This window comes from Pseudanabaena sp. PCC 6802, assembly GCF_000332175.1.
Taxonomy (GTDB): Bacteria; Cyanobacteriota; Cyanobacteriia; order Pseudanabaenales; family Pseudanabaenaceae; genus PCC-6802.
The window spans coordinates 434508-449019 of the sequence record NZ_KB235910.1 but is presented as its reverse complement, the minus strand read 5'-3'; the positions used below and the strand labels follow the sequence as shown (position 1 = coordinate 449019).

General features: G+C 45.4%; 16 protein-coding genes and 1 tRNA gene. 10 read left to right on the top strand and 7 right to left on the bottom strand.

What is annotated here, in order from left to right:
* The first annotated feature begins 134 nt into the window (after positions 1-134).
* A complete protein-coding gene (locus PSE6802_RS27445; protein WP_036945286.1) occupies positions 135-740 on the top strand; it encodes a Uma2 family endonuclease in 606 nt (201 codons plus the stop codon).
* On the opposite strand, the gene PSE6802_RS0102215 is transcribed toward PSE6802_RS27445, so the two are convergent.
* From PSE6802_RS0102215 to PSE6802_RS0102205, 3 genes are all read right to left on the bottom strand, one after another.
* Complete coding sequence (locus PSE6802_RS0102215) at positions 737-1009, bottom strand: YciI family protein (protein WP_019498440.1); 273 nt, start codon at positions 1007-1009, stop codon at positions 737-739. The genes PSE6802_RS27445 and PSE6802_RS0102215 overlap by 4 nt on opposite strands.
* Positions 1010-1019: 10 nt before the next feature.
* Positions 1020-1196 (bottom strand): hypothetical protein, encoded by a 177-nt coding sequence (locus PSE6802_RS34205; protein WP_019498439.1) that lies wholly within the window; start codon positions 1194-1196, stop codon positions 1020-1022.
* 381 nt (positions 1197-1577) lie between these two features.
* Entirely contained in the window at positions 1578-2330 is a 753-nt protein-coding gene (locus tag PSE6802_RS0102205; protein WP_156815378.1) for a hypothetical protein, read from the bottom strand.
* Positions 2331-3046: 716 nt separating this feature from the next.
* Between PSE6802_RS0102205 and PSE6802_RS0102200 the strand changes: the two genes are divergently transcribed.
* From PSE6802_RS0102200 to PSE6802_RS0102155, 8 genes are all read left to right on the top strand, one after another.
* A complete protein-coding gene (locus PSE6802_RS0102200) occupies positions 3047-3520 on the top strand; it encodes a hypothetical protein (RefSeq protein WP_019498437.1) in 474 nt (157 codons plus the stop codon).
* Positions 3521-3623: 103 nt separating this feature from the next.
* Positions 3624-4016 (top strand): roadblock/LC7 domain-containing protein, encoded by a 393-nt coding sequence (locus PSE6802_RS0102195; protein WP_019498435.1) that lies wholly within the window; start codon positions 3624-3626, stop codon positions 4014-4016.
* Between the two features lie 440 nt (positions 4017-4456).
* Positions 4457-4930, top strand: a complete 474-nt coding sequence (locus PSE6802_RS0102190; protein WP_019498436.1) for a hypothetical protein — start codon at positions 4457-4459, stop codon at positions 4928-4930.
* 91 nt (positions 4931-5021) lie between these two features.
* The gene (locus PSE6802_RS0102185) at positions 5022-5414 is read left to right on the top strand and encodes a roadblock/LC7 domain-containing protein (RefSeq protein ID WP_019498435.1); all 393 of its coding nucleotides are present in this window, start codon (positions 5022-5024) and stop codon (positions 5412-5414) included.
* A gap of 283 nt (positions 5415-5697) precedes the next feature.
* Positions 5698-6237 (top strand): GTP-binding protein, encoded by a 540-nt coding sequence (locus PSE6802_RS0102180; RefSeq protein WP_019498434.1) that lies wholly within the window; start codon positions 5698-5700, stop codon positions 6235-6237.
* Positions 6238-6341: 104 nt separating this feature from the next.
* Entirely contained in the window at positions 6342-7205 is an 864-nt protein-coding gene (locus PSE6802_RS0102175) for a DUF4388 domain-containing protein (RefSeq protein ID WP_019498433.1), read from the top strand.
* A gap of 388 nt (positions 7206-7593) precedes the next feature.
* Complete coding sequence (locus PSE6802_RS0102170) at positions 7594-8154, top strand: protoglobin domain-containing protein (protein ID WP_019498432.1); 561 nt, start codon at positions 7594-7596, stop codon at positions 8152-8154.
* Positions 8155-8935: 781 nt separating this feature from the next.
* Positions 8936-9322, top strand: coding sequence for a pentapeptide repeat-containing protein (locus tag PSE6802_RS0102155; protein ID WP_019498429.1), 387 nt, complete (start codon positions 8936-8938; stop codon positions 9320-9322).
* A 29-nt stretch (positions 9323-9351) separates the two neighbouring features.
* On the opposite strand, the gene PSE6802_RS0102150 is transcribed toward PSE6802_RS0102155, so the two are convergent.
* The 3 genes from PSE6802_RS0102150 to PSE6802_RS0102140 all read right to left on the bottom strand — a co-directional run bounded on the left by PSE6802_RS0102150 (position 9352) and on the right by PSE6802_RS0102140 (position 12420).
* Positions 9352-9861, bottom strand: coding sequence for a hypothetical protein (locus PSE6802_RS0102150; RefSeq protein WP_019498428.1), 510 nt, complete (start codon positions 9859-9861; stop codon positions 9352-9354).
* Between the two features lie 53 nt (positions 9862-9914).
* Positions 9915-10511, bottom strand: coding sequence for a hypothetical protein (locus PSE6802_RS0102145; RefSeq protein ID WP_019498427.1), 597 nt, complete (start codon positions 10509-10511; stop codon positions 9915-9917).
* Positions 10512-10689: 178 nt separating this feature from the next.
* On the bottom strand, positions 10690-12420 hold the full coding sequence (locus PSE6802_RS0102140) for an ABC1 kinase family protein (protein WP_051050545.1): 1731 nt from the start codon (positions 12418-12420) through the stop codon (positions 10690-10692).
* 406 nt (positions 12421-12826) lie between these two features.
* Between PSE6802_RS0102140 and PSE6802_RS0102135 the strand changes: the two genes are divergently transcribed.
* Positions 12827-12900, top strand: a tRNA-Arg gene (locus PSE6802_RS0102135).
* Between the two features lie 127 nt (positions 12901-13027).
* Here the strand turns inward: PSE6802_RS0102135 and PSE6802_RS0102130 are convergent.
* The gene (locus tag PSE6802_RS0102130; RefSeq protein ID WP_019498425.1) at positions 13028-14455 is read right to left on the bottom strand and encodes a Ni/Fe hydrogenase subunit alpha; all 1428 of its coding nucleotides are present in this window, start codon (positions 14453-14455) and stop codon (positions 13028-13030) included.
* Between the last annotated feature and the right edge of the window lie 57 nt (positions 14456-14512).

Here is a 14512-nt window from a genome sequence, read left to right as displayed (position 1 = left end):
GCAAACAGTTAGAAAACATTGTTGCTAAAACTCATGCTTTATTGTAGCTACATTCTTTGACACTTCCAATGCAATTGCTCGATCTGCAGAGTAATGTAAAATTATTTGAGATCGCCCTGGATCGAGAAAATATTATGACTACTTTAACCACGAAATATACTTTGCCAGAATATTTTGAACGAGAGGTGCGCTCGGAAACCAAAAATGAATATATTGACGGGGAAATTGTACCCATGACGGGCGGTACGCCGAATCACAACACTTTGGTAGTTAATCTACTGTCGTTGCTTTATGCTGCATTGCAGGAATATCCCTACCGCGTTTTTGTGACCGACCAACGCCTGTGGATTCCCAATAAACGTGTCGCTACTTATCCTGACCTGATGGTGGTTGCCGAGCCAATCGCCTACCAAGAAGGTCGCAAAGATACCCTGATTAATCCCATTTTAATCGTTGAGGTGCTATCCCCATCCACAGCCGGATACGATCGCGGCGATAAGTTTGCTGCCTATCGCACTATTTGCACCTTCAGCGAATATCTCCTGGTGGCTCAGGATCGGATGTATGTGGAGTATTTTCAGAGGCAAGGCGATCGCTGGATCTCCTCCACCTATGAGAATGAGACTACACTCTCTTTAATGGAAATGAAGGCGAAAATCTCTACAACTGCAATATACAACAAAATTAATTTCGACCTCGAAACTGAGGAACTAGAAGAAGAGATAAACAAGAATCTCTAAAAAGCTTGAATCCATTCACGGACTTCGTAACTAGTCCATATTTGATTTTGCCAATAGACATCCGATTCGATTAACTTACGCACAGAATCCTCATCTTCGGCTGCATAAACGCCGAATACCATAGTTAGATCTTGAGTTGGCCCTATTGTAATTACTTGACCCGATTCCTTGAGCGCTTTTAAGTTATCTAAATGCGCTTGACGATAAGGGGCGCGCTTTTCTAGCACATCAGCGCAATAAGTACCCCACATAACGTATTTTTTCGACATTTACCCAGATCTAAGTGCTAAAAAACAGCTTATCTACAAGCAGAGCAACAAGCGTAGCAAAAATAGTGATGCCAATACCAACAAAGACATTTTGCCCCTGGCTGACACTATAACCTGCAACTACACCTGCACCCATAGCAGCGGTAACTGCGGCGACAACTGGATCTTTAGTAGATGGCTTATACATGAGATTCTCAAGAATTTAAAATTGATAATAAATTTGCGATAAAATCTTTCGCCTGTAAATTCTCCATTGATTCATATGTAATACCAAACCCTGCTTAGTTACCCCCTTCTACTTGAAGTCTGCAAAGGCAGACTTTACTTGTAGCCGTGAGCACCAGGTAATATTAGGGATAATTAGCGCGAATTTGGTATAAGGGCAGGCATAGCTGGAAGTTTTAGACTCCTAGCAAGATCGCTTGGGCAAAACCTGCCCCTATCAATAGATTTTTACAGGAACCAAAATTTCGATGCCATGCTTAATAAATTACAGTAGCGAATTGTGAAATCTCAAACTTCTCAATAATTCTTTTACAAATCCTGTAAATTTTGTAATATTTGTTTACTATTTAACTAGCCTGAACTCGCGTACAAATTGCTCGAAGTCTTTCTCTAAAGCACTTTCATCTTCAGAACTCAAAAGTTTGATTTTGTAAACAAATTTGTCGCTTTTAAACATTAAAGCCTTAACTTTCCATTCTCTCTGTTCCCCAGATTTTTCTACTACGAGCTGAACGTACTCTTGCATACTGCCAGAGCTTGTCTCTAGCGGAATAGCATCAAATTTTTCTTCTTTGAAATTCTTAATATTTTTTGCAGTATCTAATTCTGCATTTACTTGGTTTAGTCTATCAATTTCTATGTATCCTAGCGATCGATCGGTTGGCATAAACTGCACGCGATTGGTACCGTTTGGTTCTAAGCCCTCATCTGTAACCCGCCAACTTTGAGGATACTTCACGGTATAACCCGCACCAGTATACTTGGCAAACACATCCGGCTGAGCATCCTCAGCCATACATATTTCCACGTTATTACCAGAGCGATCGCTGTGGAGAGTATAGCGGCTGCCATCTGCCACCAGAACGATTTGAAAACCTATTTCTAGAGGTTCTGTGGTTTGACATAGATCGTTCTGGTTAATTTGCTGCTCGGTTTGAGCTTCAGTATTTACAGGAATGTTGCGATCTAAATGCATTTGCGATCGCAAGTATGCTTCTGCCTTCTCTACAACCTTTTTTGGGATATTTTGGGCTGGCTGGCAAGCGATCGCGCTATAGGAGATCGAGACCGCAGCCAATAAAAGCCTTGTTTGCAAAAGATTAAATTTTAATTTAGATTTCACCTGAAAGTTGGCTTTGCCATGACTGAGGAATTAGGTAATGTTCCCGATCGCTGAAAATGATATCAGAACAGCGCCACCAAACTCAAATCGCTTGATAAGTAGACCGATCTGGATATCCTGCATCACTATCAATTTGGAAAGGCAAGTGGTTTTAACAAGGCTTTTAGACTCACAAAAGCTTCACCCTTATTTGGGAATTTGAGGTTAAGACGACATAGACTAAAATTTTCTCTGTGCTATTATTATGGTCAACACTTCGGACATTTGTTGAGACAATAGCTGAAACTCTTATTCTATTGTTACCATCTGACCTCATTAAGATTAAGCTCGTATTCTACTCGTATTCTAATCGTTGGCATCTAACCTCATTAAGATTAAGGAGGGTGAAACCTGCATTCTACCGTTAGCAGTTTAAAAGCGTCCGGACGATTGACGATCGAGTGAGTCTCGCAAACATAGGTTCTAGCCATCGAGAACCTTAGACTGCAGCCTTACGGGCTACAACTAAAAAACTCCAGTCCTCCTCCTTAAATAGGATTGTCAACTTTTATTAAGCCCCAGAAGTATTTTTTTGCACGTGGGTACCATCCTTTTCTGTAAGGGTAAAGGATTTCTCTATAGCAGTTTTGTTAAGAGGAAATAATTCTCTATCCTCAGTAATTTTTGTAGTTATACAAGGAGTATTGATAGTGTCTACCGCTACAGTTACATTGCAACGCCCTGAGTTAGGGGATTTCAGTAGTATCGTTTGCTTCAAAGCAATGGTTGTAGGAGCAGAAGAGGCTTTAGGAGAGAAGGCTGCTGCAATTACATTAATTTCGGCTGGGAGGCAAAGAGGTAAACAACTCGTAGAAAGCCTTGGGTTGTCTCAAGGTTCAGCAGAATCAGCTATCCCACTGATGCAGAAAGCGCTGGGCAAAGATGGAACTCGCCTATGTCTGATTGACAAGGCAGAATTTGGCGATACCATCAGAGTTTATTGCCGGGAAACAATTTGTTCGAGTGGAGAACCGCAGGGTTCTCCTCGTCAACTTACCTATACGATGGGTGCAGTGCAAGGTGCCTTAGAAGCCCTCACTGGCAAGCGCCTGCGCGGCAAGCAAGTAGAGTCCGTGCTGCGTGGTGGCACCCATGACGTAATCGAGTTTGAAACTTTGGGCTAACAATTGGGCCAACAATTGGGCTAACAAGTTTTCTCAACTGACAAGACCAAAACTCTGTCCGCTATTCACTAACCAACCAGGAACTAATCAAAGGAATTAAATTATGGGAATCAACATAGGTAAAATCAACAATACCTTACAACAATTTGTCACTTCCACTAGCGATATCCAGGGTGCCGCAGTTGTGACACCGGATGGCTTACCTCTAGCAACTAGCATCCCCGGCTCGATGGACGAAGAAAGAGTTGCTGCCATGACAGCCGCTATTTTGTCCTTAGGCGAACGCATCGGTCGCGAGCTATCAAGAGGTACGATCGATCGCATTATGATTGAGGGCGATCAGGGGTATGCAATTCTCGTTAGTTGCGCTGATGACGCTGTTCTCCTCGTACTCGCGAATAAAAATGCGAAGCAAGGGGTGTTGATGTTAGAGATCAAACAAGTTGTTTCTACTCTCAAAACAGCAATTCAACCCACTATTTCTGCCGTCGCGTAGAAGCTCAGCACCTTGGGTGGCGGGACCTAGGGACTAGCGTTTTAATGTACCAATCCTAAGTTTGCTGATGCGTTACGCTGTCGCTAACAGCATCTTAACAATAAGGATATTTATTTACGCAAATCCCTTAGCAGTTTAAAATTGTCTGACTATTGATGGATAAATGTGTCTCGCGAACACTCGTAAACATAGGTTCTAGCCATCGAGAACCTTAGACTGCAAAAAACTCTATAGGCTACAACTAAAAAACTCCAGTCCTCCCTCTAGAATTCCCCTAGATTAAGTTTGTCAACTTTTGTTAAGTCGCAGAGATATTTTTTTTTGCGCGTGGGTATCATCGTTTTGTGTAAGGGGATAGGGAGTTCTCTATAGCAGTTGTGTTAAAGGGAAATGATTCTCTATCCCAAATAAATTTTTTTAGTTATACAAGGAGATTGACATTGTCTACCGCTACCGCTACATTACAACGCCCTGAGTTAGGCGATTTCAGTAGTATCGTTTGCTTCAAAGCAATGGTTACAGGAGCAGAAGAGGCTTTAGGAGAGAAGGCTGCTGCAATTGCATTAATTTCGGCTGGGAGGCAAAGAGGTAAACAACTTGTGGAAAGCCTTGGGTTGTCTCAAGGTTCGCCAGAAGCAGCTATTCCACTAATTCAGAAAGCGTTGGGCAAAGATGGAACTCGCTTGTGTCTGATTGACAAAGCTGACTTTGGCGATACCATCAGAGTTTATTGCCGCGAAACAATTTGTTCGAGCGGAGAATCGCAGGGTTCTCCTCGTCAACTTACCTATACGATGGGTGCAGTGCAAGGTGCCTTAGAAGCCCTCACTGGCAAGCGCCTGCGTGGCAAGCAAGTAGAGTCCGTGCTGCGTGGTGGCACCCATGACGTAATCGAATTTGAAACTTTGGGCTAATTATTGGGCTAACAAGTTTTCTTAACTGACAAGACCAAAACTCTGTCCGCTATTCACTAACCAACCAGGAACTAATCAAAGGAACTAAATTATGGGAATCAACATAGGTAAAATCAACAATACCTTACAACAATTTGTCACTTCCACTAGCGATATCCAGGGTGCCGCAGTTGTGACACCGGATGGCTTACCTCTAGCAACTAGCATCCCTGGCTCGATGGACGAAGAGAGAGTCGCCGCAATGACAGCCGCTATTTTGTCCTTAGGCGAACGCATCGGTCGCGAGCTATCAAGAGGTACGATCGATCGCATTATGATTGAGGGCGATCAGGGGTATGCAATTCTCGTTAGTTGCGCTGATGACGCTGTTCTCCTCGTACTCGCGAATAAAAATGCGAAGCAAGGGGTGTTGATGTTAGAGATCAAACAAGTTGTTTCTACTCTCAAAACAGCAATTCAACCCACTATTTCTGCCGTCGCGTAGAAGCTCAGTACCTTGGGTGAAGAGCGGTTAATCAACCAGGATTTGGTGTTGCCCAAGGTGTTATAGCGGTTTTCACATCGGCAAAGAGTAGTGGTTTGGAGATATTGCCCCCAAGACAAGGGAGTTAGGGCGGTCTTGGGGGCTCCCCACTTCATTCCGTCAACACAACCCGTTCTCAATTGAAAAACGCTATGCTTCAAAGATTTGTGGAAGAAAGCTTGAGGAGAATATTCTCCCTAATTTAGCTTTTTTACTTTACTATTACTTTAATTTATCGCAAGTCATGGAAGTAATTCGCTTAGTAATAACTGGTCCGGTGGGAGCAGGAAAATCGACCTTTATTCGATCGATCAGTGAAATTGAGGTGGTCGATACCGATCGCAAAGCCACAGATGATACTGCTTTACTCAAACAGCAGACGACAATAGCTTTTGATTTTGGACGCTTGCAATTCGGCCCCGATCAGGTATTGCACCTCTACGGTACGCCGGGACAAGATCGGTTTGATTTTATTTGGGATATGTTGATTACTAAGGCTCACGGCCTTATTCTTTTAGTTGCAGCTCACCGACCTTATGAGTTTCGGTATGCATATCAGATTATGAGTTTTATGAGAGAACGTGCGGATATTCCCATGCTGGTTGGTGTTACTCACACAGATTCTTCGGATGCCTGGAGTGTAGAAAACGTTGCAATTGCGTTAGGACTTAATGACGACGATCGGGAAGCATTGGTCGTCGCCGTTGATGCTACCGATCCAGGCTCAGTGGCTCAAGCACTGATTACCTTGCTTGAGGGTAGCATGCAACCGAGCCTTATCTGAATTGGGGATTTTAGTTGGCAACGGATTTGCTTGCTAGCGAATTTGCGAATGAAACTGTCTGTTGCAATTTAGAACTGTTGAGTTGAATTTTTGTAAGGAGCAGTATGGCACTAATTGGAAAGATAGAAGATTTATCCTTGCCGGAGGTTTTCAAGGTTTTAGACCAGGGCAAAAGGACTGGAATGCTTATCATCAACAGCTATCAGGCTGAGACTCAAGCATTTAAAAGATATGGTCAGATTTGGTTTGAGAATGGGAGAATTGTTGCCGTAGCTAATGCCTCGCAAAAACAAGGTCTGATCGATCTGATCAAAGATTCATTTGAACTGGAAATTCCCACAATCGCAGCACTACATAAGGTGCAATCTAAGCAAACTTTGTCAGTTCCACTAGGGCGATACCTCCGGGAGGAAAATTTACTTACACCTCAACAAGTAGCGCTCCTGTTTGATTTGCAAGTAATTCATCCTATCACCAAATTGTTTGCCCTACGTGAGGGCATTTATACGTTTAACGATAAGGTGTTTCCTTCTCATTTAGAGTTAACTGGCCTGCACGTAACAATGCGCGATATTAACTTAAGCGGTTTGCGATCGCTGGAAGATTGGACGCACTTGACTAATAAACTCCCAGGGTTAGGTTCGGGTTTGCTAGTCAAACCAGGTAATATGGATTTACCCAATTTAACCCCTCTGGAGTTGAAATTATTTCAAGCTGCTAATGGACAGAAATCTTTAAGTCAAATAGCTATCGAACTAAACATTTCAGACTTTGAGGTGCAAAAGATAGCTTTTAGTTTGATCGTGATTGGTTTAGTTGACGAACTTCTTTTAATACCTAGCTCGCGCAAAAAAACACCTGCGATGCAAGCAAATTCCTCATCACAAACAGGTTCTACTTCAGGGAAAGTCAGTTCGGGTTTGTTGGGAAATCTCACAAGGTTTTTAAAGGATAAAGTCAGAGCATAGTATTTATCTCTTAATTACTACAGCCGGTCTGTGGCAGTATCGCACGGGCTAATATTGCTCGACTCAAGTCCGCCCTGCCTCCTCTGCGTGGTGGCGTTGCCCCCAAGAAGGGGTGGAACCCCTTCACCCCGTCAATAAAACCTGTTCTCAATTAAAAAAACATAAAAAATCAGTAAATGTAAAGATGTGGTAGCAATTCCCAATTTGGAATGATTTTAGGTCATTTCAGAGATCGGACAAAACATCAAAAGTTATAAACTTCTCTTGGTGTAAGAGTTTCATGACTGTCAGATTTTGGATTTGGAATTACTGAAGATGTGGAGTCTTTTTGACAAATTATCTATAAACATTTAATATCAGAGATATTTCAGTTAAGGAAGCAAAAAGTATGGTTTCAGATCCTCATCAGTTTCTCCAAACGTTGGAGAGAAGGACGGAGCTTAATGCCGAAGATAAATCTCTACTAAAGGCTAACGCTGATTGGGGCAAAGAAATCGCTCCTGCTATGGCTGATTGCTTTTATGGCTATCTACAGAAAGACCCGGAAATGAATGCAATCTTAACAGAAACGGAAGGACGCATTCACCGTTTGCGCGAAACCTTCGTTCAATGGTTTCACGAGATGTTTACTGGCATGGACGATTGGGGAAAAAGCTATGCCGAACGTCGCTGGCGCATCGGTCTGGTTCACGTCAAAATTGGCATTGGTCCCGAACACGTCGTTCCAGCAATGGCAACTGTGGTGCGGGAAGTGACGAAACTACTCAAGAGTAGCGGCAAGCCTGAAGATCTCAGAGAGTCTCTGAGTAAAATTTGCATGATCGACCTGGCATTTATCGAGCAAGCCTACATCGAAGTTTCGTCGGCGGCTGTTTTGAAAGAAACTGGCTGGACGGCAGGCTTGTTCCGTCGGCTGATCGCTACTGGTGCCAATACGATGGCTTCGTAGCTTTTTTGTGCCTGTTGCCTATCTGCTAATTGGTATTTTCAAGGAAGGGATAGAACTAAAGCACCAAAGATTTGGTAAAACCCCGTCGGATTGCATTTTGTCTCCTTCGCTGCGGAGCGGCGGGGAATCTACCTTTAGAAGATTGAACTGCTGGAGAGTCCCTTGCAAAGAAAGCCGTAAGTGTGATGCATTCGCTGATGCTTGTTGCCAGTCGATCGCTGGACTCAATTTTGTCAGGTACTTGATAATAAACTCCCAGGGGTAGGTTCTGGTTTGCTAGTCAAATTAAACCCTCTGGAGTTGAAATTATTTCAAGCTGCCAATGGACAGAAATCTTTAAGTCAAATATCCACCGAACTAAACGTTTCAGCCTTTGAGGTACAAAAGATAGCTTTTAATTCGATCGTGATTGGTTTAGGTGACGAACTTCTTTTAATACCTATAGCGTTTTTCAATTGAGAACAGGTTTTATTTTTGGGGTGAAGGGGTGGAACCCCTTCTTGGGGGCAACGCCCCCAAACCCCCTAATCTTTCCGATCTGAAAAACGCTATAGCTCGCGCAAAAAAACACCTGCGATGCAAGCAAATTCCCTGTCACAAACAGGTTTTACTTCGGGGAAAGTCAGTTGGGTTTGTTGGGAAATCTCACAAGGTTTTTAAAGGAGAAAGTCAAAGCGTAATTTTATGGCAATTTCAGGATTTATTTCTAGGTAGTGCTGTCAACTAGAGCTAAACTGGAGCCATTCGACAGTTTTAAGATTTGCTGGACAGGAAATTAGGTATGTCTTCTTTACCCAGCCACGCTGCTTTAAATGCCGACGAATTGCTCAGACGCTATGCTGCTGGCGACAGAAATTTCGAGCAAACGCGCCTAGTTGGAGTCGATCTACACGGGGCAGTTCTTCACGGTATCGATTTAAGCGAATCCATCCTCACCCACGTTGACTTGAGCAAAGCAGATCTGCGGGGTGCGGATCTGGGTTGGGTGGACTTGAGCAGGGCTAACTTACAGGGTGCAGACCTGAGAGGGGCAATTTTAACCCGTGCCGATCTCAGTCGTGCTAATCTCACCCAGGCCAACCTCCACAAAGCCGATTTAAGCCTGGCCGATCTGAGCAAAGCCAAGTTAAATGGCGCTATCATGCCTGATGGCAGCATACACGAGTAATTTACGCACAAACATCCCCATCCCCCATCTCAAATTCGATCTAAGCCTCTATTTAGAATGTCAAAGTAAAGGGGTAGGTAGCCTGACTTGAGACTGCCCTGGGCTTTGGCTTGAGCGACATTGCCTGCAACCGTGCGATTGGTATGCGAGCTATAAATTTCGTAGCGATCGCCATCGAAGAAGTAATCGGCCATATCGGTATATTCTTCGCCCTTCACTAACTGCCAGCGATCGCTATTAAAAATAAAATGGTAGTCGGCAGTATTAATGTTGCCACCAGGGCGATCGACAATTGCTGAGATCGTAGCCGTGTATTGACCGTCAGGCTGAGATGGTGGTTCGATCTGAGTTTTGATATCGCGGTAAAAACAGTTTTCGTTAAAGCAAAAGTGCACCTGTTGCATAGATGCCGCGATTCTTTCTAACCTTTCCACTAGTTGAGAGCTAGATGATGAGTTGCCAGCCTCGGCCTTAACGTAGTCTGGGATAGAAAAGCAAATTATGGCGATCGCCATTAATATCAGACAAATACGTCTCATGGCGTGGCAGTACTCCTAATTATGCAGATCGGGCAATTAAGAAAACGATCGGGCTATTCAGCACCAGTCATGCGATCGACCAGGATCAAATCCGTTGCCTCTTCTAGTTCTGGTACGAATTCCGTACCCTTGAGACGCATACCCAGTTCAAACAAAATTTCCGCCATGTCATCGCGGGAGATCTTCATATTACCGATCGCAGATAAACGCCGATCGAGTTCTTCCTGGATGTATGTCCGCAGTCCGCGCATATCCTCTTGCATTTTGGCCTTGGTTTCAGTCAGATCGTCGCGGATTGATGTGGTAGCCACTTCTAAATCGCTGTTGAGCTTGTCAAAACTAGCCGTGGATTTACGATGGGTGCGCTCTATCTGCGCCCTGAGATCCTGCCGTTCTTCGTCAGTTGAGGTTTGTAAAGTCTTTAATTTTTTATCCAGTGCTTCTACAGCCACGCGCAACTCGGTGGAATAGTTCATCCGCACCTCATTAATGCGATCCAGTAGCTCCTGATGCATGCTGAGCAAATCCGACTCAATTTTTTCAAAGCGCCCGTTATACTCGCGCAACTGAGCGCCGAAAATAATGTCACGAATCTGGTCAATATTGCCCAGTTTTTCGTACATATCCTCTTTTTTAATTTGACTTACCATAATTCCTCAACCTTTGTTTGCGGATTCGCTCACCTAATCATATCGCGAATTCGATAGCGCCATTTAGCTGTACTCGTTACGCCTGAAATGACGTAAAATGTCGTTAATTATACCTATAACCTCTTGTTAACGCCATAAAAGTGCCAAAAACTACAGCAATACAGGTTTGGTATGAGTGCTAGCTACCAGGATTTGCACCTGGCAGTAGGGCTATCGGTAAAATCGCAGTAACCGCCTTGGGCAGTGAAGCGCTCAAAGTTCCCACCGCAGCATTCCACAATTTACCAGGCTCCAGGTCTGCACGTACTAGTTGCCATAGGCGCTGCAATTCAGCTGTATGCAATCGATCGTCCTCGGTCAAGGCAAGTAATAAGCGACGGCGCAAAAACTTGCCATCCTCGGTAAAGAGATACTGCAAACCAATTTGCGCTGTGGGCATAAGATCGAACTGACCGTCGGATTTGGCGATCGCCAGCAGGTTTTCCAGGCGCGACCACTGGAACTTACCTTCCTTAAACAAGACCTCGATCAAGCGATCGCGGAGATTTGTCGATTCATCTGTAAGCAGGCGACGTGCCACATAGGGGTAGGCGACCTGTACGATCTTAAAGTTGGGATTGAGGCTTAGTGCTACGCCTTCCTGGGTAACTACAGAGCGAATAATGAGGGCAAACTTGGCAGGCAGACGGAACGGATATTCATACATGACGCTAGAGAAGCGATCGGTTACAACTTTAAAGTTAAAATCACCTACTTTCTCGGTCATAATATCGCCCAGCACCACTTCCAGGGCCTTCACAATCGGGATCATATTTGTATTGGCAGCCAGAAAACCCAGTTTCACATAATCCTGACCGAGTTGTTCGTAATCCCGATTGATCAGATGCACCACAGAGTCTACAAGGGTTTCTTTAGTAGATTCCTCTAGCTGATCCATCATGCCAAAATCAATGTAGGCCATGGAACCGTCATAGGTGGCGAATAAATTGCCAGGGTGCGGATCGGCGTGGAAAAACCCAAACTCTAGCAGTTGCCTTAAACCAGCCAGTACGCCGATTCTGACTAGTTCATCAGTGTCTAAGCCTGCGGCTTTGATGCTTTCGACATCGGTTAACTTGATGCCATGAATCCACTCCATGGTCAAAACGTAGCGCGTGCTGTAGTCCCAGTAAATTTTTGGCGCTTTTACCTTGGGATCGTCTTTGAAGTAGTTGGCAAAGCGTTCGGCGTTATGGGCTTCGTTGACATAGTCGATCTCTTCAAATAGCTTGATGCCAAATTCATCCACGATCGCGTCGAGACCCACACCCATGTTTAATGGCAGCAAAGGAGCCAGCAATTTGGCAATGACGCGCAGGATAAACAAGTCCAGGGTGATTACGGGTAGCAAGTCAGGTCTTTGGACTTTAATTGCTACGTCTTCACCCGTATACAAAGTGGCTTTGAAAACTTGCCCCAAACTAGCAGCCGCAACTGGCTCTGCCGAGATCGATTTATAGATTTTGTCTGCGGGCTTGCCCAGTTCGCGCTCGATAATGCTGAATGCCTGCGGTGTGGGAAAGGGGGGCAACCGATCCTGTAGCTTGGTCAGTTCTGCCAGATAGTCCTCTCTGACGAGATCTGGTCTGGTGGACAGTGCCTGACCGACTTTGATATAAGTGGGGCCCAGTTTGGTAATAATTTCGCGGAGGTGGGCGGCGCGTTCTGGTTGGTGGCGATCGCTCTTTCCTGCTGCCCTGTCCCACAGTAACCCCAATAAAAACCCTGCGAACATGAATACGATCGAGAGGGTTCGCCAAATCACCTGCCACGGTCTCCGGATGTAGTATTTGGCAATGGCCTTTGCGTCATAGCCCTTTAACTGGGCAAGAGGATGGTCGCTCACTCTAATAAGAACCTCTGAATTCATCTTTGGCATTCTCCCCATCGCAATAATGAGGAAGCCTGTGACTTTATTAAAAGTTAATAACCATAGTATACAAAACTACAAACTTATTTTATATACGCAAGCCGATCGACTATCCAGAATTTATAGCTATATAGCGGTTTTCACTTGAGAACGGGTTTTATTTTTGGGGTGAAGGGGTGGAACCCCTTCTTGGGGGCAACGCCCCCAAACCCCCTTCTCGTTTTCATCTGAAAACCGCTACAGCCAACAGGCTTAGGACGGGGTGCAGGGGTGAAAACCCTGCGTGGGAGCGCAGCCCACACCCCCCCTGTCCTAACAGATCTGTCCATGGCTATATTTTTCCCAATTCTTTTGAGGTTGAGCTAAACTCGAGCGAACTTGTGTTATGCTAAGGAACGCAAGTTAAGGGCTTGTAGCTCAGTGGACTAGAGCACGTGGCTACGGACCACGGTGTCGGGGGTTCGAATCCCTCCTAGCCCGTAATTACGGATCGCAATAATCGCAATATTTGTAAGGTGGGCATTGCCCACCTTACGCGATGTGCAAATTCCCCCATTAACCTCACCCTAAATCCTTCTCCCAGAGCGGGAGAGGGGCTTTGACCGAACTAATCTCGCCGAATTTGTTTGAGGATAGAGCCATCCTTACTGACCAGTTGCACTTGTAAAGGCATCTGCCCCGCCGCGTGGGTAGAGCAACTCAGGCAGGGATCGTAATTGCGAATGCCAGCTTCGACGCGATTGAGAAATCCTTCGGCTACGTTACCGTTATGAATGTAGTGCTTGGCAATCTGCGCTACGGTTTTGTTCATAGCCAGATTGTTGTGGCCTGTTGCGATAATCAAATTGACCTTCTGAATCGCGCCGTGTTCGTCAATGTGATAGTGATGGAATAGCGTGCCGCGCGGTGCTTCGCTCACGCCAATTCCTTCCAAACAGTTAATGCTTGCCTTGGCACGGGTATGCGGCGATAGGATATCTGGATCTTCGATCAGTTCGGCAATTCTTTCAATCGCTGCCAAAATTTCCACTAAACGGGCGTGGTGATAGAGGAATGAAGAAGTAGCCATGCCGCCCGATCGCTCGCGGAATTCTTGTAATTCCCGATCTGCTTTGGGCGTGCCAATGCGATCGCAGACATTCAAACGCGCTAGGGGGCCGACGCGATAGATACCGTTGGGGTAGCCCAGCGGTTTGTAGTAGGGAAATTTCAGGTACGACCAGGGTTCGACCGCTTCGCCGATATATTGCTGGTAATCATCTTCGCTCAGGTTATCCGCCACGATATTGCCGTTGCTATCTTTAAAGCGAATGCGACCGCCATAGTGTTCCCATTCGCCGTTTTTTTCCACCAGACCCATAAACAGGGATGGGAAGTCGCCGAACACCTGCACTTCGGTTTGCAGTTCGCGATCGAGCAGTTGTTTAAATAAACTCAGGGCGTTTTCAATTGTGGCAAAGGATTCTGGCAAGCGATCGCGAATCCACTGACGGCCTTCGGTGCTGAGGGACGATCGCACGCCACCGGGAACCGCCCAGGCGGCATGGATTTTTCTCGCTCCCAACAGTTCGATAATTTGTTGACCGAACTGACGCAAGCGGATGCCACCTCTGGCCAGTTCTGGATCGGCTGCCATTAAACCGAAGACGTTGCGCGTGGCGGGAGTGCTATCCCAACCGAGCAGAAAGTCGGGACTGCTGAGATGGAAAAAGGAAAGGGCATGGGACTGCGTAATCTGAGCGAGATTCATCAACCGCCGCAATTTTTCGCCCGCAGGGGGAATCTGCACGGCTAACAACTTGTCGCCCGTTTTGGCTGATGCCAGCAGGTGGCTGACGGGGCAAATACCGCATATACGCGCCGTAATCCCCGCCATTTCCCACATGGGGCGACCCTCGCAAAATTTCTCAAATCCGCGATATTCGACTACGTGAAACTGCGCGTCGGAAACTTCGCCAGCATCGTCGAGGAAGATAGAGATTTTGGCATGACCTTCAATGCGGGTGACGGGATCGATAACTATTGTTTTACTCATACATCCATTCCTCATCTTTCATATGCGATGCGTTCGATCGCTTTCTCCATTTGCAGT

What these genes read in the sequence shown, in the direction of transcription:
- PSE6802_RS27445 (WP_036945286.1), top strand. Translation starts at nt 135, where the DNA reads ATGACTACTTTAACCACGAAATATACTTTGCCAGAATATTTTGAACGA.
- PSE6802_RS0102215 (WP_019498440.1), bottom strand. Translation starts at nt 1,009, where the DNA reads ATGTCGAAAAAATACGTTATGTGGGGTACTTATTGCGCTGATGTGCTA.
- PSE6802_RS34205 (WP_019498439.1), bottom strand. Translation starts at nt 1,196, where the DNA reads ATGTATAAGCCATCTACTAAAGATCCAGTTGTCGCCGCAGTTACCGCT.
- PSE6802_RS0102195 (WP_019498435.1), top strand. Translation starts at nt 3,624, where the DNA reads ATGGGAATCAACATAGGTAAAATCAACAATACCTTACAACAATTTGTC.
- PSE6802_RS0102185 (WP_019498435.1), top strand. Translation starts at nt 5,022, where the DNA reads ATGGGAATCAACATAGGTAAAATCAACAATACCTTACAACAATTTGTC.
- PSE6802_RS0102180 (WP_019498434.1), top strand. Translation starts at nt 5,698, where the DNA reads ATGGAAGTAATTCGCTTAGTAATAACTGGTCCGGTGGGAGCAGGAAAA.
- PSE6802_RS0102175 (WP_019498433.1), top strand. Translation starts at nt 6,342, where the DNA reads ATGGCACTAATTGGAAAGATAGAAGATTTATCCTTGCCGGAGGTTTTC.
- PSE6802_RS0102170 (WP_019498432.1), top strand. Translation starts at nt 7,594, where the DNA reads ATGGTTTCAGATCCTCATCAGTTTCTCCAAACGTTGGAGAGAAGGACG.
- PSE6802_RS0102155 (WP_019498429.1), top strand. Translation starts at nt 8,936, where the DNA reads ATGTCTTCTTTACCCAGCCACGCTGCTTTAAATGCCGACGAATTGCTC.
- PSE6802_RS0102150 (WP_019498428.1), bottom strand. Translation starts at nt 9,861, where the DNA reads ATGAGACGTATTTGTCTGATATTAATGGCGATCGCCATAATTTGCTTT.
- PSE6802_RS0102145 (WP_019498427.1), bottom strand. Translation starts at nt 10,511, where the DNA reads ATGGTAAGTCAAATTAAAAAAGAGGATATGTACGAAAAACTGGGCAAT.
- PSE6802_RS0102140 (WP_051050545.1), bottom strand. Translation starts at nt 12,420, where the DNA reads ATGAATTCAGAGGTTCTTATTAGAGTGAGCGACCATCCTCTTGCCCAG.
- PSE6802_RS0102130 (WP_019498425.1), bottom strand. Translation starts at nt 14,455, where the DNA reads ATGAGTAAAACAATAGTTATCGATCCCGTCACCCGCATTGAAGGTCAT.